The sequence below is a fragment of the Paenibacillus amylolyticus genome (assembly GCF_051136285.1).
In the GTDB taxonomy this organism is placed as follows: domain Bacteria; phylum Bacillota; class Bacilli; order Paenibacillales; family Paenibacillaceae; genus Paenibacillus; species Paenibacillus amylolyticus_F.
Map to the genome: position 1 here is coordinate 558,146 of NZ_CP194938.1, position 22,708 is coordinate 580,853.

Sequence of the window (22,708 nt, forward strand, 5' to 3'; positions counted from 1 at the left end):
TATATAGATTGTCAACAATACTTAAAAATAAATTAGAACGTATTCATTTGTCAATGGAAGGAAAATCCCATTGATATACATAGCAAAAAGGACGAGCAGAGAATCTCTGCTTCGTCTCTTCTTGAATGATGTGACAGATACAACTTTTACCGTTGAAAACATCCGCATTGCAATCGTTCCCTTACATCTTATAATAACGTATTATTGCGTCTTTCCCATATTAACCAGATTCACATCAGATATTGTAATCGTGGTATCTGCTTGCTCAGTACCATCGATCTTCCCCATATCAAAAACAATTCGACTGTTCGCATAACTCGCTTCGGTGGCTTGGAACGTATATGAGAATTCTTGTTCTTCCGTGGTCAGATCCATTCGATTACCATAGAATCCAGTCCACTTATAACCTGCATCAACGTCCACCCAACCAATACCTACACCCAGCTTGCGTGCTTTATCCACTTTTGCTTTGAACGTAAGCTTATACGTGTAGCCCTGCTGCATCGCAAAACCTTCCTGGATCAATTGCCGATCCCATGGATTGTCCCCGACTTGACCGATCTTGGCTTGCAACTTCTGGTTATCTGCACTGAGGGCCAAGTCTTCCGGTTTATTACTGGCTGCATAAGCGAACCAACCGTTCGTTCCTTGCGTGAAGTCACCATTTTTAATCAGATTGACATGGACCGGTTGACCTCCCTCATCCGCACCAGGATTCACTTCAAACAACATCACATTCTGAATAGATACAATATGCTCTCCGGTTGGCACCGCAGGATTTCCCAGCCCGAAGTTTAACAATGCTGCCTCATCCCCAGTCTCTCCCATAGTAAAGGTGTACACAAGTTGCTGTTTTGTTGTTGTTAGTTCAGCCGTTTGCTCCAAATACTTCACTTCATCACTGCCCGCCTTGGATACAACGACCTGCATCGGTTTTGGTGCCGAAGCCGAAGCATCAAAGCTCAGACGATACGTTTTACCTGCCTCAAGCGAGAGCTGCCCTTGCTGTAAAATGTCTTCCCACCAGTTCTGCGTGGCTCCAGGCAAAGTCATGCTTAGTCCTTGCTCAGAGTTAGTGCTATATGTCGCCGTAGTAACGCTCTGTGGCAGCGTCCATCCCGTGGCATCTTTGCTCAGCTCGCCGTTCTTCACTTTACTTTGTGAAATGTCCAACCAGCGTGTGTTGTATTCGTTCCCTTCAAAATTGACGTAATACGTTGTTCCTGCTTTCAACGAAACCTCTGGCAGATATATGGTTTTATACTTTTGCCAGCCTCCTGTATCTCCTAACGTCAGATTAGAACTTGCCACAGTATGGCCTTCTTCATCTTTGACTGTAAAACGAACCTTCGCATCGGCTTTGCCACTTGCCATACGTGTTGAGAAGGCGTATACCCCTTCGTTCGCTGCTGTGATTTTGAATTGAAGCAGATCTCCTTCATCCATGTAACTGACGTGTTTGCCACCTTCATCCGAATCTTCGAGCTGCAATCCCTGCATCACATACGCATCCGCAGCAGGAATATGAGCATAATTCTGGATCGATACCGGTTTTCCACGTTTCGTCAGCCGCACATTATCCACATAAAGCTTGCCGGTTGACCCGCCAAATAAAAGCTTTAATTCAGATGTTGCTGTCGCTTCTCCCTCTCCGATCACAATTTCACCAGTGTATGTTTTCATCTCAGACCCGATCTGAATCTGCTGCCCTTGATTAACGAGTACGTTATGGCCCTCATCGGTAGATAAACCGATATCCATAACGCCTGTCGTATCTGCCTTGGCATCAAAAGAGAATCCATAGGACGTATTCCCTTCCAGCTTCATTCCAGGCTGAACAACAGTGACCTGCTCCGGTTGGCTATTCGTTTTCTTTACATCCACCACGAGTTGTCTCTCCATAATCGGGAACTTCAAGAAGTTATTAACTGACACCTGCGCTTCAGCACCCGATTGAATCTCGGTGTTCCAGAAGCCAAGCCGTTGTTTGCCTTGATCAAACGTACCATTGAATACATAGTTACCATCCGGAAGTGCTTTGCGCTCGACTGGAAGCGGATCGGCGTCACCAATCTCCGTAAGTCTCACGTTGGTCACCGAAACTTCGCCTTCGTTTAATCCCAGATTAAATTCAAATCTTGCATTGTTGTCGGAACCATTGCGCATGTTGAATTCATATTGGTACGGCTGCCAAGCCGTTGTCACAGAGAACGCTTTTTCTTCTGAATAATTCGTCCAGCTTTTCTCAAACTGAGTCACTTTGGAGCGAATAACCCGGTGCGCCGAAGCTTTGGCATCGAACTCAATTTTATATTTCTTGTTTTTCTTCACATACATCGGCATCTGAGTTAACTGCACCGAATAGGTTTCTGTTCCTGCTTTGGAGATCGATACTTTGGCTGCTTTGCCTTTCGCTTCATCCTCTACGACTTCAACCTTACCCTCTCCGCCTGCATTTGTAATGAACTTCCAATCAGCAGGAGCACCACTTGCGTCTACACCTTGGGTAAACTTTTCATTGTAAATCTGGTTACCATTCGCTTGCGGTTCGCGCTGTTTCTCAGGCTCGATCGGGCTTGAAGTTACGTCCGGCCATTGATCCATATTTTTATAAGAATACACTCGTACAAAATCAACGTTCATCTTCTCGGAAACAAACTCCGCTTCCGGTGAACCTGGCCAGTCTCCGCCAACCGCTAGATTGAGAATCAGATAGAACGGACGGTCAAATGGTGCAGGAAACGTATAGCTTTCCGGCTGTCCAGCCGCCGTTGTCTGCCAGTTATTGATCTGATGATGCAGCTTGCCGTCTACATAAAAACGAATCATGCCAGGCAGCCACTCCACCTGAAAATCATGATATTCATCGGCAAAAGATTCACCTTGAGGCAATGTGAACTTGCCTTGATCATGTCCGTGAGAGCCATCGGCTTTCTTCGAATCATAATGAATGGTGCTGTAGATCTCGTGATCTTTGTTTTTGCCACCGATCAGCTCCATAATGTCAATCTCACCGGAAGCCGGCCATCCTCCATAATGGGCTTCATCCGTAGGCATCATCCAGATTGCTGGCCACATTCCCTGTTGAATAGGAAGTTTGGCTCTCACGACCACTTTTCCGTAAGTCCAGTCGCCTTTTTCTTTCGTAATCAGTTTACCGGAGGTATAATTTTTGCTGCCCTTCTGCTCCCGCTTCGCTTCAATCTGCAGTACATTACGATTGCCGTCCTTCACAATTCGTGTATTATTCGGGCTGTAATATTGCAATTCGTTGTTATAGACAAGCTCCGTATCCTGAACCGTCCATTTGGACGTATCCACGTTAGGTGCATTGAATTCATCATTCCAGACCATCTGCCATTGCTCATCCGGAATCGTGGTAGCCGGGATCGGCTTTTCACCTGACGGTGTGCCAGGTACGGATGGTGTGGTTCCACCTGAATTGGAGGAGCCGTTCCCGCCTGCGCTAGAACCAGTGCTACCATTAGAAGTATTCGGGGTAGCAGGCTTGGGTTGTTCAGACTGTCCAGTTCCGGGCACAGTGCTACCGTCGTACTGACCTGTTGCAATCGCTTTTCCATTAAGCAATACGTTGCCTGCATCTACGTCAAGCCGTTTGATTTTACCTTTGCTGTCGATCGCTGTATGACGGGCTGTGCTGTTTACTTTTAATGTATTAATCGCACTCTCGGCAGACAACTCCACTGTAGCCTTACGTTCAACAACCATTTCTTCAACCTGTGTTGTTCCTGTTATCTCAACATGCACCGGACTGGTGTTTTTATCCACCACAACCCGATTTAGTTTGGAGTTATGAATATCGATGGAGTGGCTTCCTCCGCCCTTCACAACAACACTTCCGGTTACAGTTACTCCGTCAAGGGTCACTGTACCTTCCCCAATGGCTTCTGTAAGCAGCAGGTTGCCGTTAACTGTGGTGTTTTTCAGCGTCACATCGGTTGAGCGTACAATCAGATTCCCGTCTACTTTGGACTCGTATGTGCCAGGTTTACTTTTAAAATCCGCGATTAATGAAGACATGATAGTAGCGGCTTCTGCTCGCGTAATGTTGGACTCCGGTGCGAGTCCCCCGTTGTATCCGTTTACAATTTTGTTATTCACAAAATAATTCATCGCCTGTTTTGCATAGTCAGCTACATCTTTCTCATCATGGAATGTAGAACCCGAAGTTCCATTCTCACTGCCTGTTGACAGCTGGAACGCACGATCTGCCATCACTACAGCATCCTGCCGGGTAATCGGAAGTTGCGGAGACAGATGAGTTACATCGGTTCCCTGAATAATACCCGATCCGCTTGCCCGCATGATTGCATCGTAATACCAGTCTTTTTCACTAACATCTGCGTACGATGCCACGCCGGGGCCTCCCGCGAATCCGAACACCCGATCGAGCATGACAACAAACTCGGCGCGGCTGATGTGTTCACTTGGTCTGAATGTGCCATCGGCATAACCTTTGGTTAATGCCATGCTCTGCATACGCATCACCGCATTTTCAGCCCAATGTCCCTGCAGATCTTTGTACGTGGCCCGAAGCAGGCTTGACGCCTGCACCTGCTCCGCTGCTGTTTGTTGCTTCCCCTGTTCAGCTCCGGCTACTGCCGGAGCGGTTAGTGAAACGATCATGCTTCCTGCTACGAGACAAGCTAACCCTTTTTTCACCCATATTCCTCCTTCGAATGTGTTGTCACTTGCAAGGCAGAACTATTCTTTCACTGCCCCAATGACGATACCTTTGACAAAAAAGCGTTGCAAGAATGGATATATGACCAAGATCGGCAATGCCCCGATGAAAATCTGTGCTGCGCGAACCGTACGCTGAGAAACATTTTCCAGCATGGATGGATCGACGTTGATTTTGCTGAGGTCTTGTTGCACGATAATGGTTTGTAACAAGGAAGCCAGCGGATAATTTTTGACATCGGACATATAGATCATGCCATCGAACCAAGAGTTCCACTGACCAACCATGGTAAACAAAGACAATGTAGCAATCGCTGGCATGGACAACGGTATGTATACAAGTGCCAGCGTTTTGATGTGACCTGCACCATCCAGATAAGCCGCTTCCTCCAGCTCTTTAGGCAGCCCGCGGAAGAAGTTCATCATCAGGATAACATTCCACACAGACAAAGCTCCCGGCAGTACTAACGCCCAGATCGTATCCATCAGACCAAGCTTCTGAATCAGGATATAACTCGGAATCAGACCCCCGCTGAACAAAATCGTGAATACAAAGAACCAAGTGTAGAGCGAGCGGCCTTTGAAATTAAGATCTTCCTTCGACAGTGGAAATGCTGTCAGAAGCATAATCACCATACCGATCACGGTTGCGATTACTGTTCGTTTAACCGAAACCAGCAAGGAGTTAATAAAGTTTGAATTGCCGAACGTTTTCACATATGCATCTGTCGTAAAACCAATGGGCCAGAAGCCGACAAGATTCGATGAGGCCGGTGCCATGCTGCTGAACGATACGGCCAGGATATGAATGATAGGCAAAATGCAAAGCAAGGATAATACACCCAGGAAAATATAGTTGGCAACGCTGAATATTCGATAACCTTTTGTTTTGTAATACAAGCCCTTTTCTCCTCTCTAGAACACGCGATAGTTCGCCAATTTGTAAGCCATGCGATATGAAATAACGATCAGAATGGTAGCTACAACAGATTTGAACAATCCTACAGCTGTTGCAAAACTCATCTTGCCGTTCAGGATACCAAGTCGGTATACAAAGGTATCGATGATGTCGCCTTTGTCATATACGAGTGGATTGTACAGGTTGAACACCTGATCGAAACCAGCATTCAAAATATTCCCGATGGAGAGTGTCATGAGTACAATCGTTATCGGCATCAGTGCAGGAATCGTAATGAACAGCGTTTGCTTAAACCTGTTCGCTCCATCCACTTCGGCCGCTTCGTAGAGCGCGGGATTAATGCCAGACAGAGAAGCCAGAAATACAATCGTTCCAAAGCCGAATTCCTTCCAAACATCACTAACAATCAGTGTTATCCGAAACCATGTTCCATCCCCGAGGAAAAAGATCGGATCACCGCCCAGTGCAACCACCAGTTTATTCACCATCCCCCCCTGCGGTGAAAGGATATCAAGCAATATTCCGCCTAGGATAACCCATGACAAAAAGTGTGGCAGATACACGAGGGTTTGACTGACTCTTTTAAAAGCATTTAAACGAACTTCGTTCAACAAAATTGCGAACAGGAATGGAGCAACTAAGCCCGCGATGATTTTGAAAAACGCAATCACCAGTGTGTTCCAGATGACCTGGCCCACGTCAGGGTATAAAAATAAATATTTAAAATTATCCCAACCTACCCATTTGGATTCGGTAAATCCGAGGTACGGTTTAAAATCCTGGAAAGCAATCACAATCCCACCCATTGGTATGTACTGAAATACAATAGCCAGCAAAACCGCAGGTATAAGCATCATGTGCAAGGACCAGTTCCGTTGCATATTCCAGCGTTGTCTCACTTTGATGGCTCGCCCTTTACGTGGCGTCTCTAACGTATGTTCCTTCACCCCTACATCCCCCATGTTCTAAAAATTTATATTTTACAAGTGCATATGAACTTGTATATTAAAATTATAGCAACGGTTATTAGCAATCTATATCCTAATATTGCAACAACGATAACAATATTTTAATGAGTTGAGGAGGTCCAGCATTGTTCGCACGTCTGAATGTCTTTACCAAAATTACACTGTTGTTTGTAGCATTGCTTGTCCTGGTTTTGTTTTTGTACACCTATTCAAACCGGGAAAGTGTACGTGTGATCGAACACGAAATTCAGAACAATACCATGAATCATTTGTCCACTTTTGCCGATTCTGTAGAATCCAATATTTACCAACTATCCCTCTATGGGATGTCCATTGGGCAAGATTCGAGCATACAGGAATATCAGCGGCCGGATTACAAAGATGTGCCTTATGAACGTGTCAAAGTTGGCAGTGCTATTCTCGAAAAAATAAATTTGTATAATGCAGCCAGCAAATGGCATTCCACCATCACCCTTTATTTTCCAAGGTTGCAAAAAGTCATTTCCACAGATTATTATGCTTATATCCCATATGAAGAGGATGAATTTTCCAAGCCACTTTCGAAATCATGGGCATATAAGCATAATCAATTTGAATGGTACACGACCGACCCAACAACAGCGATGGGCACCCCTGGGAGGTCGCGACTGATTACTAAAATCAGCTTTCCAGTGTATCATCTGACCCGTATGTTGGATCAGAACAAATTGAATAACAACGGTGACCCTTTTATGTTCCATCCCGAGTTTGGCTTAATTAGCAACACTAGCGGAAAGGGCACGTTAACTGAGATTCAGTCCAAGCTGAAAGAGATGAATTTGCAGGGAAAAGGCGGATTCACCACGACACTTGACCGCACAGAGTACTATGTTTCGTACATACATTCAGACAGTCTGGGATGGTACTATGTAGACTACGTGCCTATGCAGCAAATTTTAGGACCGATCACAAATAGTCGTAATCTCTTCTACGCTTCCATAGCCGTTTTGATTGCTATGAGTATTGTAGTGTTGTATGTGCTGTATCGTAGTGTGCAGCTTCCATTGCTTCAACTGGTGAAGGGAACGAACCGTTTATCGACTGGAGATTTCTCTGTGCGATTACATCATTCGTCACGTAATGAATTCAGTTTATTGTTTGCACGATTTAACATCATGGCACAGCGAATTCAAGAGTTGATTGAGAACGTATACGAAGAACAACTCCGACGACGTGAGGCTACACTGAAGCAGTTGCAATCACAGATTAATCCGCATTTCCTTTACAATTGCCTCTTCTACATCAAAAATATGGCGAGGATGAAAAATGAGAAAGCCGTTGTGGCGATGGCTCTTAATTTAGGTGAGTATTATCGGTACATCACAAGATCCGAAAATGATCAGGCTACCATCAAAGAAGAGTTGACTATGGTGAACAATTACCTGGAAATCCAGGCTCTTCGGCTGGAACGCATGCATTTCACCATCGATGTACCGGACGATATGCTGCATAAAACGTTACCACGTTTAAGCTTACAACCTATCGTTGAGAACGCTATCATTCATGGCATTGAACCCCGTACAGAAGACGGGCATATCAACATAACAGGCTATCATACGGATGAAATGTGTACGATAACCGTCGAGGACAGCGGGCTGGGTATGACCGAGAATCAGATGCAAGAGTTGGTTGATAATCTTAACAAACCGCTCGATGGCAACATGGGATGCGGAACTTGGAATGTTCATCAGCGTTTGTCTTTTTTGTATGGTGAAGACGCGGGTCTAAGCTATGAACATACGAGTAGCGGAGGCGTTAAGGTAAGCATGACATGGTACAACAATATCAATGAGTAGGTGAAGTACATGTTACAAATTTTGTTAGTTGATGATGAACGTTCCGTTGTAGAAACGCTGGCGGAAACCATTCCGTGGGAAAGTTGCGGGATCGGTACTGTACACGAAGCCTTGTCAGGTGCCGTAGCACTGGAAATTATGGAGAATCATGATATTGATATCGTAATCACTGATATTCGCATGCCGGGAATGTCCGGTATTGAGTTAATCACGGCAATTCACGAAAAATGGTCGCATGTGCAGACTATTTTACTCTCGGGCTTTGCCGACTTCGAATACGCCAAACAAGCGATGGCTCAGGAAAGCTTTGATTATTTGCTGAAGCCTGTAAGTGATGAAGATCTGATCGAAACCGTACAACGGCTTGTTGACCGGATCAAGCAAAAATGGGAAACCGCCGCTTCGTATCAACGGGCGTTACATGCGTTTCAGGATAACCTGCCTTTGCTGCAGTCCACGATGCTTGATGAATTGCTCACAGGCAAAACCTATTCCCCCTCCGCACTTGCGGACAAGCTGGAGCTTCTGGAACTGCCCTACTCCGTTGGAGAGGAACTCGGCATGCTTGTGATCCGCATGGAGGAGCATCTGTCCGAAATGGCCGATTATGATCTGTCGCTGATGCAGTATGCCATCTCTAATATTATCAGCGAAGTCATGCAGCACCATTTTCATATCTGGCATACGCGGGATGTCCATGATTATCTGGTGGTACTGGTTAGTGTTAAAAAGGGTGTACCTCAGAGCATGAACAAAGAGGACAAACCGCAGACCCTGCTTGAGCATTATGCTGCCCAGATTCAGACGAATGTTCAACTGTATCTAAAAGGGGCTATATCCATCTCTGTCTCCCATTGGGGCAAGTTCCCTTATGAGATCGGCGAGATTTATGAGAGTGCTGTCAGGTCCATGCGTAAGCGTATGGGACAGGCCCAAGGCCTGTTCATCACGGCTTCGGATGATAAAGATGTACATCCCTTGCCAGCCATACGCTCTCTGTACAAGCCGCCAACCCTAATCAGTCTTCTGGAAGCTGGCCGCTTTGACGATGTGGAACAGAAGATTGAGGTCATTTTCGAGGAATTGCTCGAATCGGCGCAACATCATGATATCGCAGAAACGACGATTGAGGTTTATCATGCCTTGGCAGGAGCTTTTGCTTATATCATCCATAAGAATGGAAAACAGATTTCTTCTGTCCTTCCTGCTGAAATGTATAAGTACTTTCAAGCTCCAAGCTATGCTACCGCCCAGCAGTTGAAAGACTGGTCGATTCGCACACTTCATTCAATCAGTGAAGACGCAGAACAGGAGCTTAAGGATAATCACAGTACCATCGTTCGCAGTGTCAAAAGCTTTGTGGATTTGCATCTGGCTTCCGATGTTTCCTTACCGGCTATTGCCGAACATGTCCACCTGCACCCTGTTTATCTTTCCAAAGTGTATAAGGCGGAGACTGGAGAAGCACTGACAGCTTATGTCTATCGGTTACGGATGGAAAAAGCAGCTTATTATTTGCGCTCGTCCAGCGCCAAGGTATTCGAAATTGCAGAGCTTGTCGGATACAACAATACAGCTTATTTTATCCGGGTATTCAAGAAATTCTACGATCTGACACCGCAGGAATATAGAGAGAATATGCCTGTATAAATCAAAAAGGCCTCGCTGGAATGTTGTCCAGCAAGGCCTTTTCTTTATGAAGTTGATTGTAACGCAGCTCCTGCTTACTTGCCGCTGGTTACGGATTGATACCACTCATTAACTTCCTTCGTATTTTGATCTCCACCGGAAGATTTCCATTTTTCTACAAATGAATCAAATGCCTCGATTGGAGCTTTACCATAGATGATTTGCGAGAACAGGTCCTTCTCCATTTTGGTTAAGATATCGTTATTCATTTGCATCGACATGGTTGGCGCACCTGTGAACATCTGTTTTAATGCGATATCTTTTTGATCCTGAACAATCTTGGCTGCTTCCACCATTGGTGTCGGTACGCCAGATTTGAGTTTTTTCTCAAAAGGTGTTGTTGCTTCTTCACCGTTGGCAAACTTCGCAAGTGTACTCATGTTCAGACTCGGGATACGTGCACCATCAAACGTTAATGTATATTTCTCAGGAGCATAACCGCCTGTCACACCAGCATCTGTTGTTGGTTTGCCGTCTTTCATTGCCCAGTCATATCCTTCAGCGAAGCCGTGTTCGAATTCGTCACCTGCTTTTGGATTTGCATAGTGATCGAATAGATAATTTTGATATGTGAAAAAGACTTCTGGGTTCTTCATATCTTTGTTAATCAGAACTACACCATTGTCGTTCGCGGTACCGCGTCTGCCTGCTTTGCCATCAGGTCCAGATGGAATCGGGTAAGCTTTGTACTCCGCTTCCGGATTGTTTTTCTTCACATCTTCGAGCGGCCATGAAGGCATCCAGTGAGGCCCCACAACAATCCCTGCTTTACCTGCTGTAAACTCTTCTGCTGCTTTGGTTTCATCATATACCCCGGCTTCTTCTGGAATGAATCCTTTTTTCATCCAGTCAGCCAGTGTTGCCAAAGCTTGTTTTGCTCCAGGGTTTACAGAACCATACTCCAGTTTGCCTTCTGCGTTCAGATTCCACTGATTTGGCATCGTGCCGTAGGCTCCGAAGATCCAGCCAGCATCAGACATCCATGTGCTCAAAAAGTTTTTGAATCCGATCGTCAGACCGTATGTGTCTTTTTTACCATTGCCATCCGGGTCTTTATTCGTAAACGTTTCCATAATCACTTCAAGATCAGCCAGCGTTTCAGGCGCTTTCAAATTAAACTTCTTCATCCAATCCTCACGAATCCACATCACTGGATCACTATTGTAGGAGTAATCAAGAATTGGAATACCAATCCGTTTACCGTCCTGCATGTACGGATACCATACGGAAGGGTCTTCATTCACTGCAGCTTTCCAGGTATCACTTGCATATTTATCAAACAATTCACCTGCATCAACAAACTTGCCCGTTTCAATCAACTCACGTGCCAGATTGAAGTCTCCGCGATACGAGATAATGTCCGGCATTTCCGCATTGGAAGCCAGCGACAAGCGCAGCTTCGTTTCAAACGCATTGTTTGTGGATGGCGACACCCATTGATTTTTCAATTCAATGCCGAGTTTGTCTTTCGCCCATTTGGTATGCACATTATTGTCCTGATCTTCACCAGATTTGAATTTGATTTCCGGTCCCCAAGGACGCAAATAAGTAAGTTTTACGGGTGGATCATACTTCCCGTCCTTCAATTCCATTGTAGCACTTGGTGTGCTCGGTGTAGCCTCTTTACTTGCTCCACTGTTACATCCGCTCAGAACTGCTGAAAGCGCCAACATTCCTGCCAAAGCCAAACCGCCAATCTTTCTTTTCTTGATTGTTTTCAACTTGTGTGTCCCCCTGTATGTAGTGATGTTGTCTACAGAGTCCATCATAATGAATGAACCATATGGATGCCCATACTAATATTGCAACATTTATTGTATTAATTTAGGATATTAAAAAGTGAATACAGATGTTGTATTAGTACAACGTCCCCATTACGTCTCTCTGTTCTATCACGGTGTGAACACTTCCGGATACTCCTTGCGCCATGAACCAATGCAGCCAATCAGACAGAACGTAACACACAAGATCCTGGTGTCGTTCTCATCCGTTTCATATTCAACAGAAATATTCATACCAGACTTGCGCCACGCCAGATAGGGGCCACTTCCTCCAATCCAATCACCTTGCTCATAGATATCCGGTTGTCCGTACGCATTGATCCATTCGTCAGGCGCAACGTTCATCGTCATCCCCTTCGGCAGCTGTCCGGGAAACGGCTTTTTGATCCGGTCATCTGACCCCGGTGCAAGAAAATGAATCGCTCCAATGATCCATTCTTCGGATGAGAGGTCATCACGTCCAGTCAGTTCATTGATTTTAGGAGAACGATACACATCGATGCGAATGGATGCTTTAACTGACCAGATAATGTCATCTTGAAAAGGACTGTCCGGTCTCGCTACTCTTTTTACACCGAAAGGTTCCAGTAAAGCTTGTACCTGTTTGGAATCATATGGTTGACCTAACAGCTCAATAAACTGCTCGGATGACGAGGTGTTTTTTTTATTATTCATGGTTTTTCATCCTCTCAAAGTAAAGTAGGTTTTCCACCCTTTTCCCTCATCATCTTACGTTTCTTTAGTTATGTAAAGATGGAAAAGAAACATAAAAAAACAGAGGAGCATGGATGAGATCTTCTCCTCTGTTTCATGTAGTTATTTAGCTACTCGATTAGGGTGTGTCATGAGCTTCTGTTAATTACTTGTATATTTCACCCAATCATATTCAGCATGCAACGGGTTAGCGCCGTTATATGATCCAAGCCAGCTGTCCACACCCGTTCCGTTCCAGATATTCATCATAATTTTACCTGGTGTCTTCGGAATGTTTGTTGTAGCTGTATGCTTCAGCACACCATCCACATACCACTTGATATGCCCTGGCTGCCAATCAAACGCATACGTATGGAACCCTTGGGACGCATCGAAGCCCAGATTTACGATTTTCTCATGATTTCCGACGCCATTTGTATAATAATTGAATTGGACCTTCGTTGTGTCTTTACCCAGGAATTCAATATCAATCTCATCCCATTGGGTGCCATGAGCAGGACCTGTATAGGTGAAAAAGGAGGAGACAATTCCTGTATTTTTAGCAGGCTTCATGCTTACTTCATACAGACCATACCCGTAAGTATTCGTTGACCGATATTCTCCGCAATCAAACTTGTTGTTCGAAGGACTTGTCAGACTCAACCGCAGCTTGCCGTCATTCGTAAAATTAGCATTATTCGCCCGCCAAGTACAGTTGAACATGGAACCGTTGGAATACCCATCTGCTTTTTGCCAGGTACTTGCATTGTGATACGTCAGTGGTTCCCAAAACACCCACCCGGCGAAAGCGCTTACCGAAATAAATAATGAAACCACACCCGATACCATTAATGTAAACCATGTCTTCCTTTTCATCATACACCTCCATTACGGATTTCAACCGTGTAAACGAATGAGTGAAACGATCATTCCGTTCTTGAGTTTCGTGACTAAAGATGGATTCGCCTCACTATTAAAACGCTTACATTGGTTGGTATTTCCATTTTATACGGATCATAATTGGCAAACTATAGCAAAGTTTAAAGAAAACATATTCATTTTTTAAGATTGCTCTCCCCTTTCCAGGCAAAATGTATAAAGACCCCTTTTTAATGAACGGGCCTCATTATTTACTACGTACGACTCGTAATCCCTGATCAGGACCAAGGCCATTCGCATCGAATTTCCCTGGATATGAAATCTCTTCTGTATTTACACTACTGACCCAGCCGCCTCCCTTGCTAACTCTCCAGGTGTTGTCCGGGGTTTCCGGATGTTTGTGCCAGTCCCAGCACCATTCTCTCACATTGCCGGACATATCAAAAATCCCTAACTCGTTTGCCTTTTGCTGACCAACTGGCTTGGTTTGATTTCGATTATTTTCGATTGCAGGCCAGTTCCAGTCTCCTGTTAACGGTTTTTCTCCGGCATTCATCCAGTACCATGCCACTTCGTCTGGATTGTTGCTTCCGCTATACGTAAAATTCTCACTCTTTTGTCCGCCACTTGCGGCATATTCCCATTCTTCTGCCGTAGGCAGACGATATCCATTCGCATCTTCATTGATGGTTACAGTCCATTTGACATTATCGTTTTCATTCTTATTATTCGTATCCATGGTTTCTTTATCAATCGTGTAATAAGGTTTCAGGTTTTCCTTATCGCTACGTGCATTACAGTACTCGATTGCATCGTACCAGCTCACCCGTTCAACGGGTCGTTCTTCGCCTTTGAAAGCGGAGGGATTGTCCCCCATAACGTCAGCCCATTGCTTCTGGGTCACTTCATATTTCCCAATGTAAAAGTCAGACAATGTGATACCTTTGCCGCTATAACTGGTTTTACTGCTTTTGAATGCCCCACCCTCTACCAACACAAGATCATCGCTTACGGTGGAACTGCTGGCTGCCGAACATGCACTTAATCCAACAACAGCTGCGATGAGTAGAAATACCATCCACTTTCTCATCTGGAAGTCTCCTTTAAAACGGAAATTGAGAGCAAGACAGATCACAGACCTGTCTTGCCTGTGTTGTAGACTAGTCGATAAAAAGGAAAGCGCTTACCAAACAGTCACGTTTGAGCTACCGCTACTTTGATATCCTTCCGTCGCCAAAACTTGATAGGACCAGCTGTTACCCAAGTACATTCCTTTGCTCGCCCACGCATTCACGTGATTCTGGAACGTAATTTGGGAGTTTACACCGATTGGACGTTTGGATTGTCTAACACTCCAATATTGAGGGAATGTTGAATACCCGTCAATGGATGGCTGATTGTATCTCATCGTAGTATAAATGTCATACGTACCACCATCACTAGTCACCGTGCCTTTGTAAGTTCCTGTTGGGCGGTATGTGCCCCAGTTATCAACTACATAATATTCAATAAGTGCATTTCGGGTCCAGCCATAGAACGTCAGATAACCATTGCCGGAAGGTGAAAACACGCCAGCGTTGTAGTTAACTACACGATTAGGTGTGCCGTAAGTCCAACCTTTACCAACGACAAAATTCCCGGTATTTTGCCAAGTTACGCTGTAATTTCCACCAGAACCGTTCACAGCATTAACGTAACCCCCGCCGTCTGTCCAGTTCTGCCAGTAATCTGTAGCACCTGTCGTAGCCGCGAACACACCGAAACTCATGGAAGCTGCAAGAACAACAGTCAACAACTTTTTGCCAAATTTGAACATAGGGAAAACCCTCCTGATATTTTTATTTTTTAGTTCACTTATTTGAAGAGACGCTGAGAAAAAAGATACAGATCATTCTTCCACACGGGCCAGTCATGTCCTCCGCTCTCTTCATACCAAATATGAGGTACGCCTTGCTGCTTCAAATACTCATGAACATCAACACTAATCTGAATCAGATTGTCCTGATCTCCACAAGACACCCAGAGCAATGACAGAAGTGATGAAGCTTGAGCCGGATCAGGAATAAGTACCTCCGGTGCTTTGGTGTTTGGCGCTGCTGAAAAAGCACCGACCCACGCAAAATGATCCAGATTACGTAGTCCAATGTTTAAAGACTGCCCCCCGCCCATAGACAAGCCGGCAATTGCTCTGTTGTCCCTCGTTCGAGATACCCGGTAACGGGACTCCATATACGGGATAAGATCTTGAATCAGATCCGATTCAAATCGTTCAAATGCCCGAATTTTCTCAGGATCAAAGAGATCACCTTCTGCCCTGTCGTTAGACATCGCACGCCCATTGGGGCAAACGACAATCATTGGCTCTATGAGATTCTCGGCATAGAGGTTGTCCAGGATGATTGCTGGAGAGCCATATGTATGCCACTCCTTCTCATCCCCTCCAATTCCGTGCAGCAGATAGAGTACCGGATAGGTAAGCTCCGAAGAAAAACCTGGCGGCGTATATACCATCGCTTTACGCACGTTGCCAACCGCCTTGGAATCATACTCTATCGTTTCGACGACGCCACGTGTTATGTTATCACGATACTGGTCAAAACCAGCAGATGCTGAAGCTATCATTTGTTTTACTCCCTTCACGGTTAGCTTAATCCTCTAAACTTCATACCAGGTTTGCACTAGCCCACGTAACCAAAACCCAAAACCGTGAATTGCTTTTCCTCATGTCCTAGTGCCATATCAATCTCGATAAGATGCTCATCAACTTCCGTGTTACTAAATAGAAGCATGGCATGGCAATGTGTCCAGTTCACTTGGTGGGGATCAGCCTGTTTGGTTAGTTGACCATCCACCTTGATATGAGCCGTTCCAAACATATCGCTGTCTGAGTCCTTAAAGATCAGGATGAGCCTGCTGCACCGCAAATGCAGCTTGAAACCCTTCAGCTCTGCCGTTGCACCGGGAACATACATCCAGTTGTTTGGAAAGAGCGGTGTACCATAATCATGATCGTCCATCTCGGTCATCTGTAGATCTGTATCTGTGTGACAGAAACTACCTGATTCAATTAGGGCAATCTGATCACCGTTTTGCCGATCCAGCAGTTTGACATCAACATAATCCTTGCCGATGATCGGTAACTTCGTTAATTCATCTTCTTTCTGATCAAGGTTTGTACGATCTGTAACGCGAAACAAATTCGCCAGCGCATCGGCCATGATGCGATGTCCCACATTGGTGGGATGATAGATGTCATGAAAATACTGCTCTTTGGTTATGAGGCCACCTTCATTTTTTGCCTTCTGAAATTGCTCTACTAGAGCATCCTTCATGCTCACCATGGGCAGATCATAATGAAAGCCCACCGGAGCTAGACGATCCTGAAGATTCCAATCATTCTTAAATACACTAAATAGTAGAATGACTGCTGGTTCGTTATTTGAAGCAAGCGCTTTCAATACTAAGCTTTCGTAACAGTTCCCTCGCGTCTCATCGTCAGCATCATTTACCGCAAACTCGATAATGACAATGTCCGGCTGTACGCTGCCATCCCGGAGCACATCCCGATCATAACGAATGACGCCAAGTTGGGAAGGCGTCCCGCCTACCCCCGCCTTGATCAGCTGAACCGTATTGCTGTTCAAAGGGGCAAACATTCTTTTGAAGTGTTCATAGGAATGATAGGCATAACTTTGGAGATGAATGGGTGCCGCACCAGCGCCATGAGTAATTGATCCCCCAATATAGGCTATAGTTACATTCTCACCACGTTTAGCTTTCCCGATCGCTCTCTTTAATCTGACGTTGTTCCCTGCACTCAGGAGCGATCTGTCGATCATGTCAAGATAAGCCGGAGAATCGTAATCAAAGTCAGCCTCAAACGATGAAACTGTAACTCCTACGGGGTCACGCGGTGCATTAGTTCCTTGATTCTCATCTACATCTCCTGAATCGCCAAGCATGTTGCATTCTCACCAACCTTCCAGCGAAAATTTTACACTCCAAGTACTGTCTTATGAAGAAACCTGGACTAGAATGATGTCGATATCAGGCGGTTTCTTCTCTTCGAGTGTAGCGCTTACATAATTTAACAACAACCTGATAAACTATAGGACTTGCCTAAATATATCACCGGCAAAACAAAATGGAAATAGATGGGATATCATACCTATAATTTTCCATGTAAACGCTTTAATTTGAGCAGTATCGCGAATGATATACTTATTCATATGAAGCATTAACGAAGCATTCTGTGAAGCATTTTTGGAGGAGGATCACATGAATATCACTGGAAAAGGCGCTTATGAGACAGGTACATATGTTAATCTTTTTCACAAATCGGGGTATAACGAAGAAGAAATCAACGCGAAACTGGAACAGACATGGAATGATCTGTTTTATGGAGATGAACATACACGGATCTATTATCCTGTTGATGAAGACAAAGGCTACATGCTGGACACGGGCAACGACGACGTTCGTTCCGAAGGCATGTCCTATGGCATGATGATGGCTGTGCAGATGGATAAAAAAGAGGAATTTGATCGCCTGTGGAATTACGCTCATACCTATATGCAGCATACGGAAGGACGATACAAGGATTACTTTGCTTGGCATTGCAAGCCTGACGGAACCCGGCTGTCTCCGGGGCCAGCTCCTGACGGTGAAGAGTTTTTTGCTATGGCATTATTTTTCGCCTCGAATCGCTGGGGGGAGGGACCTGCACCTTATGATTACAAAACTCAGGCTCGAAAGATTCTTCATGCCTGTCTGCATCAAGGAGAACAAGGTCAAGGCGATCCCATGTGGGAACCAAGTAACCGGCTAATCAAGTTTATTCCAGAGTTACCTTTCAGTGACCCGTCCTATCACCTTCCCCATTTCTATGAATTGTTTGCCAAGTACGCGAATGAAGCAGACCGAACATTTTGGAAAGAAGCTGCCGAAGCAAGCCGTTCATATCTGAATGCAGCCTGTCATCCGGTAACCGGGCTTTCACCTGAATACGCCAATTACGATGGGACTCCTGCCCCCGTTCAGCCGCATGGTGATTTCAGGCATTTTTATAGCGACGCCTATCGCGTTGCAGCCAATATTGCCTTGGACTGGGAATGGTTTCGCAAAGATCCTTGGCAAGTTGAACAATCCAATCGAATTCAGGCCTTTTTCAGTGATATCGATGTAGCGGATTATCGCCGGTATACGATTGAGGGTGAGGCTTTTGACGAACCTGCTCTGCACCCTGTTGGTTTGCTGGCAACCAATGCGATGGCATCGCTCGCAGCAGATGGCCCTCATGCAGATGCTTTTGTTCGGCTATTCTGGAACACACCGCTCCGCCAGGGAAAACATCGTTATTATGATAACTGTCTTTATTTCTTCACGATGCTTGCCTTAAGCGGAAGATATCGGATGTACTAAAATATGAAATTTAGGCGCTATTGTTGGAGCTCTAACCCTGCATTGGTTTTTGATTTATGACGATAAAAAAAGACGAGCAGACCGCATTTTTATGGTCTCGCCCGTCTTTTATTCGTTTACCTTTACTTGGATGACACGGATGATGCATCATAAGCGGACTGCATAATTTCCAGATAACGATTCATATTCAGCCCTTCCAGTCCTTTCACATACGCATCCCAGTCTTTATCCAAACTCTTTGCTCCTGTGACAAATTGTAACGCGTTTTGGTCGATATAATCCTTAATATTGGTTTGCATCATGCTGGTTTCATCTGCAAGGGACGGATCAACCCATAATGCCCAATGCGGGAAGACTTCTTTAGGTTCTTTACCTTCCATCAACAATGTAGCTTCGTACAGGCGACGTTCATACCCGTCGTTAGCATAGATGTCTGTTCCCTGTACTTCTGCATCGCGATACGCCCGGTGATGATTGTACTGGCTTAATGCAGCCCAGCTGTCATTACGAGGTTCTTCTCCGGATGGAAGTGGAATCGCTTTATAGAGCGGCTTTACCTGATCATTTAAGGCCACTTCTCCCTCTTCAGGTTTGCTCCAGCTTGTGCCCTCTTCTCCCAGATATGAAGCCATAGCTCCTTCTTGGGTATAGAAGTAATCCAGCATTTTTATTGCTGTAATCTGCGTTTGCTCACTCGCTTTATTAGTTAGAACAAAGGTCGCACCTGGATCAACCGGGTAGTTGTAGGATGCATATTCAGCATTTGGCCCTTTTAATGGTGGAATCGGGTTGTAATCATTGCCGTATGGTGAGCCTTCAGCCGTAGTTACGAACAAAGACGGATGCATAGCCGCTCCTGCACCCAGAAGCTGTGCATCGGCATTATCTCCAATTTTCTTGAAGGCACCGACATTTTGTGTAAAAGCACCCGGATCAATCAGTCCTTCATCATATAAGGATTTGATGTACATCAGTCCTTCTTTCCACTCCGGTTTATTCGCTACCGTATCAACTTTGCCTTGATTCAGGATGAGGTAATTCCGGTCATCATTATAGATGAAACCGTTCATCAGATATGGAATAATGTGTACACCAAAGTTCTCCGTTGAACCACTGAGTGGTACTTCATCTGCCTTGCCGTTTCCGTTCGGGTCTTTCGTTTTGAACGCTTTCAGCATTTCCCGGAACTCTTCTGTCGTTGTTGGCTCTTTCATGTTCAACTTCTTGAGCCACTTCGTATTTACCCACATCTTGTTTGGATACGAACAGTGGAAACATTCATTCAGCCCGGTCAGTCCATAGATTTTACCGTCGGGTGCGGTATTCATTGCCATATAGTACTCATTGCTCTCAAGTACCTTCTTGATGTTAGGCGCATGCTGATCAATCAGATCATTAAGTGGCAAAATCACGCCCTGTTGCCCAAACTTCAACAAGTCAGTCTGTGAGAAACGATCTACCCAAGGGATAAGCATGTACAGATCCGGATAGTCTCCGGAAGCCAGGGATATCTGTCTTTTTTCAGCTGCTCCATCAAAAGGAACTGTCGTCCAGTTGAACTTGATATTAAACTTCTCCTCCATTTTCTTGGTGAATTTATTGGTAGCAAGGTTCATATCCGATCCTTGGTGCACAAATACATTCATCGGGACTTTCCCGTTCGCATCCACTTCCCCGTTACCCTTATCGGAGGATGAGCAGCCTGCAAGTACCAACGTAAGCACCAGCACACATGTTAATCCGAGCGCACTTATTTTCTTCAATAAAATCCTCTCCCTCATGAAAGTTTGTAATCGACTTATCCTTTAACCGAACCGACCAGCATCCCTTGCACGAAATAACGTTGTACAAAAGGATAGATGATCAGAACCGGTAAGCTGGCCATGACAATCAAGGAGTACTTCATCAGTTCAGCCATTTGCTGTTGCTTGATCATTTCGGAAGCGTCCATATTGCCTGAGCTGCCTAGAATAAGAATACTTCGCAATATCAGCTGTAGCGGGTAGAGCGACTGCGATTTCAGATAAATCAGTGCGTCGAAATAGGCGTTCCATTGACCAACCGCATACATCAATGACAGCACCGCCACAATGGGCTTGGCAAGCGGCAGTATAACGCTGAAGATAAACCGAATGTCACTGCAGCCATCGATATCAGCCGCCTCTGACAGCTCTTCCGGTATAGAATTTTGAAAGAAGGTTCGTGCAATAATGACTTGCCACACCCAGATCGCATTTGGAATCAGAAGCGCCCAACGTGTATCGATGAGCCCCAGAGATTTAACAACCAGATACGTTGGAATCAAACCACCTGCAAAGAGCATCGTGAACGTAATGAAAATCATCAGTGTGCTGCGTCCGACAAAGGTCTTTTTGGATAGTGGATAGGCAATCATTATGGTCAATGCCACGCTGATAAACGTGCCGCACACCGTATAAAATAATGAGTTCGCGTATCCCATCAGTACTTGTTCATTGCGTAATACGGCTTTGTATCCTTCGAATGACAGATCAACAGGCCACAGCCAGACTTTGCCCGAAGAAACAGCTGACGGACTACTGAGTGACGAACTTACGATGTAGATCAAAGGATACAACACAGCAACCAGCACGAGTGACAGAATGATGTAGAGTGCCGTAATAAACAAACGATCTCCAAGCGATTCTCTGATGACAGGGTTTCTGTTCGCTCGTGAACGACCTGTCTGTGAGTGTAAATTAGACATCCTTCAAGTCTCCTCCCTCCGTGTGGTTACCATAGGCTTGTATTGGACAGCCGTTTTGCAGCGGCGTTAACGACTAACAACAAGATGAGATTAATGACAGAGTTGAACAAACCAACCGCTGTAGCAAAGCTGTAATTGGCGTTTAATAGTCCCATTTTGTACACATATGTTGAGATAATCTCCGACGCGGATAAGTTTAACGGGTTTTGCATCAGATATATTTTCTCGAATCCGACCGCCATAATATTGCCAACGCTTAGAATTAAAATAATGACGGCTGCCGGCAACAAACCCGGCAAATCCACGTTAATAATCTTCTGCAGTCGATTGGCTCCATCTACTTTGGCGGCCTCATACAATGAAGGGTCAATGCCGGCGAGTGCAGCCAGATAGATGACTGCTGAATATCCCATACTCTGCCACACATCGGAAAATACATAGATGGATCGGAACATATCTGGATTTCCAAGGAAATTCACTGACTCGAATCCAAGTGCGCCTGCAATCGTGTTCACAATCCCCAGCCTAGGGGAGAGGAAAAGCATGATTATAGATACCATAACAACGGTGGATATGAAATAAGGTGCATAGGTCACCATCTGTACGGTTTTCTTGAACCTCATGTTTTTAATTTCATTCAAAGCCAGGGCCAGCAGAATCGGGATTGGAAATCCGACAATTAGGCTGTAGAACGAGATAAGCAGCGTATTTTTGATTAACGTCATAAAAGCGGGATTCTGAAAAAGCAGGTCGAAATACTTGGTTCCAGCCCATGGGCTGCCCCAGATTCCTTTGATGACGTTATAATCCTTAAATGCGAGGACTGTATTCACCATCGGTACATATTTGAAAATGATAAAGTACAACACCGGAGGCAAAATAAGCAGATATAACTGCCAATGCCTTCTGAAACTTCTGGTTAGCGCATGCTGTAACGTTGATCGCTTGCGCTCCTTCACACCCGACTTGTGTTCACTTGTAATTGTTGATCTCAGAATCATCCCCCCAGTCAAAAATACCTATGGTTGAAGTTAGCGTCACCTCGTTTGGTAGCGCTTTCTTTGTGCCCATATCATAAGTTTGACTTGAGGGAA

16 protein-coding genes are annotated in these 22,708 nt (G+C 45.0%); 3 read left to right on the plus strand and 13 right to left on the minus strand.

Features of this window, described 5'->3' with window-relative positions; all coding sequences use genetic code 11:
• Positions 1–201: 201 nt before the first annotated feature.
• The 3 genes from ACR8BL_RS02555 to ACR8BL_RS02565 are packed head-to-tail and all read right to left on the minus strand — an operon-like array spanning position 202 to position 6,570.
• Positions 202–4,683 carry a carbohydrate binding domain-containing protein gene (locus tag ACR8BL_RS02555; RefSeq protein ID WP_434751158.1) on the minus strand — a complete coding sequence of 1,494 codons (4,482 nt, stop codon included), beginning with the start codon at positions 4,681–4,683 and terminating at the stop codon, positions 202–204.
• A 42-nt stretch (positions 4,684–4,725) separates the two neighbouring features.
• On the minus strand, positions 4,726–5,604 hold the full coding sequence (locus ACR8BL_RS02560; RefSeq protein WP_434751159.1) for a carbohydrate ABC transporter permease: 879 nt from the start codon (positions 5,602–5,604) through the stop codon (positions 4,726–4,728).
• A gap of 15 nt (positions 5,605–5,619) precedes the next feature.
• Positions 5,620–6,570, minus strand: coding sequence for an ABC transporter permease (locus tag ACR8BL_RS02565; protein ID WP_434751160.1), 951 nt, complete (start codon positions 6,568–6,570; stop codon positions 5,620–5,622).
• A 146-nt stretch (positions 6,571–6,716) separates the two neighbouring features.
• Here ACR8BL_RS02565 and ACR8BL_RS02570 point away from each other — a divergent pair, with 146 nt between their 5' ends.
• Positions 6,717–8,426 (plus strand): sensor histidine kinase, encoded by a 1,710-nt coding sequence (locus tag ACR8BL_RS02570; protein WP_434751161.1) that lies wholly within the window; start codon positions 6,717–6,719, stop codon positions 8,424–8,426.
• A 9-nt stretch (positions 8,427–8,435) separates the two neighbouring features.
• A complete protein-coding gene (locus ACR8BL_RS02575; protein ID WP_434751162.1) occupies positions 8,436–10,076 on the plus strand; it encodes a response regulator transcription factor in 1,641 nt (546 codons plus the stop codon).
• A 74-nt stretch (positions 10,077–10,150) separates the two neighbouring features.
• Here ACR8BL_RS02575 and ACR8BL_RS02580 read toward each other — a convergent pair whose 3' ends face one another.
• The 7 genes from ACR8BL_RS02580 to ACR8BL_RS02610 form a co-directional block, all read right to left on the minus strand.
• Positions 10,151–11,836 (minus strand): extracellular solute-binding protein, encoded by a 1,686-nt coding sequence (locus ACR8BL_RS02580; RefSeq protein WP_434751163.1) that lies wholly within the window; start codon positions 11,834–11,836, stop codon positions 10,151–10,153.
• Between the two features lie 171 nt (positions 11,837–12,007).
• Complete coding sequence (locus ACR8BL_RS02585) at positions 12,008–12,571, minus strand: hypothetical protein (RefSeq protein ID WP_434751164.1); 564 nt, start codon at positions 12,569–12,571, stop codon at positions 12,008–12,010.
• Positions 12,572–12,751: 180 nt separating this feature from the next.
• Positions 12,752–13,465, minus strand: coding sequence for a beta-glucanase (gene bglS, locus ACR8BL_RS02590; RefSeq protein WP_145330760.1), 714 nt, complete (start codon positions 13,463–13,465; stop codon positions 12,752–12,754).
• 250 nt (positions 13,466–13,715) lie between these two features.
• Positions 13,716–14,558 carry a formylglycine-generating enzyme family protein gene (locus ACR8BL_RS02595; protein ID WP_434751165.1) on the minus strand — a complete coding sequence of 281 codons (843 nt, stop codon included), beginning with the start codon at positions 14,556–14,558 and terminating at the stop codon, positions 13,716–13,718.
• A 93-nt stretch (positions 14,559–14,651) separates the two neighbouring features.
• The gene (locus ACR8BL_RS02600; RefSeq protein WP_434751166.1) at positions 14,652–15,284 is read right to left on the minus strand and encodes a glycoside hydrolase family 11 protein; all 633 of its coding nucleotides are present in this window, start codon (positions 15,282–15,284) and stop codon (positions 14,652–14,654) included.
• A gap of 38 nt (positions 15,285–15,322) precedes the next feature.
• On the minus strand, positions 15,323–16,090 hold the full coding sequence (locus ACR8BL_RS02605) for an alpha/beta hydrolase (RefSeq protein WP_434751167.1): 768 nt from the start codon (positions 16,088–16,090) through the stop codon (positions 15,323–15,325).
• A 56-nt stretch (positions 16,091–16,146) separates the two neighbouring features.
• Positions 16,147–17,430, minus strand: a complete 1,284-nt coding sequence (locus ACR8BL_RS02610; protein WP_434758315.1) for an SGNH/GDSL hydrolase family protein — start codon at positions 17,428–17,430, stop codon at positions 16,147–16,149.
• Positions 17,431–17,746: 316 nt separating this feature from the next.
• Between ACR8BL_RS02610 and ACR8BL_RS02615 the strand changes: the two genes are divergently transcribed.
• Positions 17,747–18,889: a glycosyl hydrolase family 8 gene (locus tag ACR8BL_RS02615; protein WP_434751170.1), complete on the plus strand. Its 1,143-nt coding sequence runs from the start codon at positions 17,747–17,749 to the stop codon at positions 18,887–18,889.
• A 122-nt stretch (positions 18,890–19,011) separates the two neighbouring features.
• Here ACR8BL_RS02615 and ACR8BL_RS02620 read toward each other — a convergent pair whose 3' ends face one another.
• Genes ACR8BL_RS02620 through ACR8BL_RS02630 form a run of 3 tightly spaced genes read right to left on the minus strand, consistent with a single transcriptional unit; the run spans position 19,012 to position 22,495 of the window.
• Positions 19,012–20,670, minus strand: a complete 1,659-nt coding sequence (locus ACR8BL_RS02620; RefSeq protein ID WP_434751171.1) for an ABC transporter substrate-binding protein — start codon at positions 20,668–20,670, stop codon at positions 19,012–19,014.
• Between the two features lie 17 nt (positions 20,671–20,687).
• Complete coding sequence (locus ACR8BL_RS02625) at positions 20,688–21,614, minus strand: carbohydrate ABC transporter permease (protein ID WP_434751172.1); 927 nt, start codon at positions 21,612–21,614, stop codon at positions 20,688–20,690.
• A gap of 26 nt (positions 21,615–21,640) precedes the next feature.
• Positions 21,641–22,495 (minus strand): ABC transporter permease, encoded by an 855-nt coding sequence (locus ACR8BL_RS02630; RefSeq protein WP_434752990.1) that lies wholly within the window; start codon positions 22,493–22,495, stop codon positions 21,641–21,643.
• Positions 22,496–22,708: the final 213 nt, after the last annotated feature.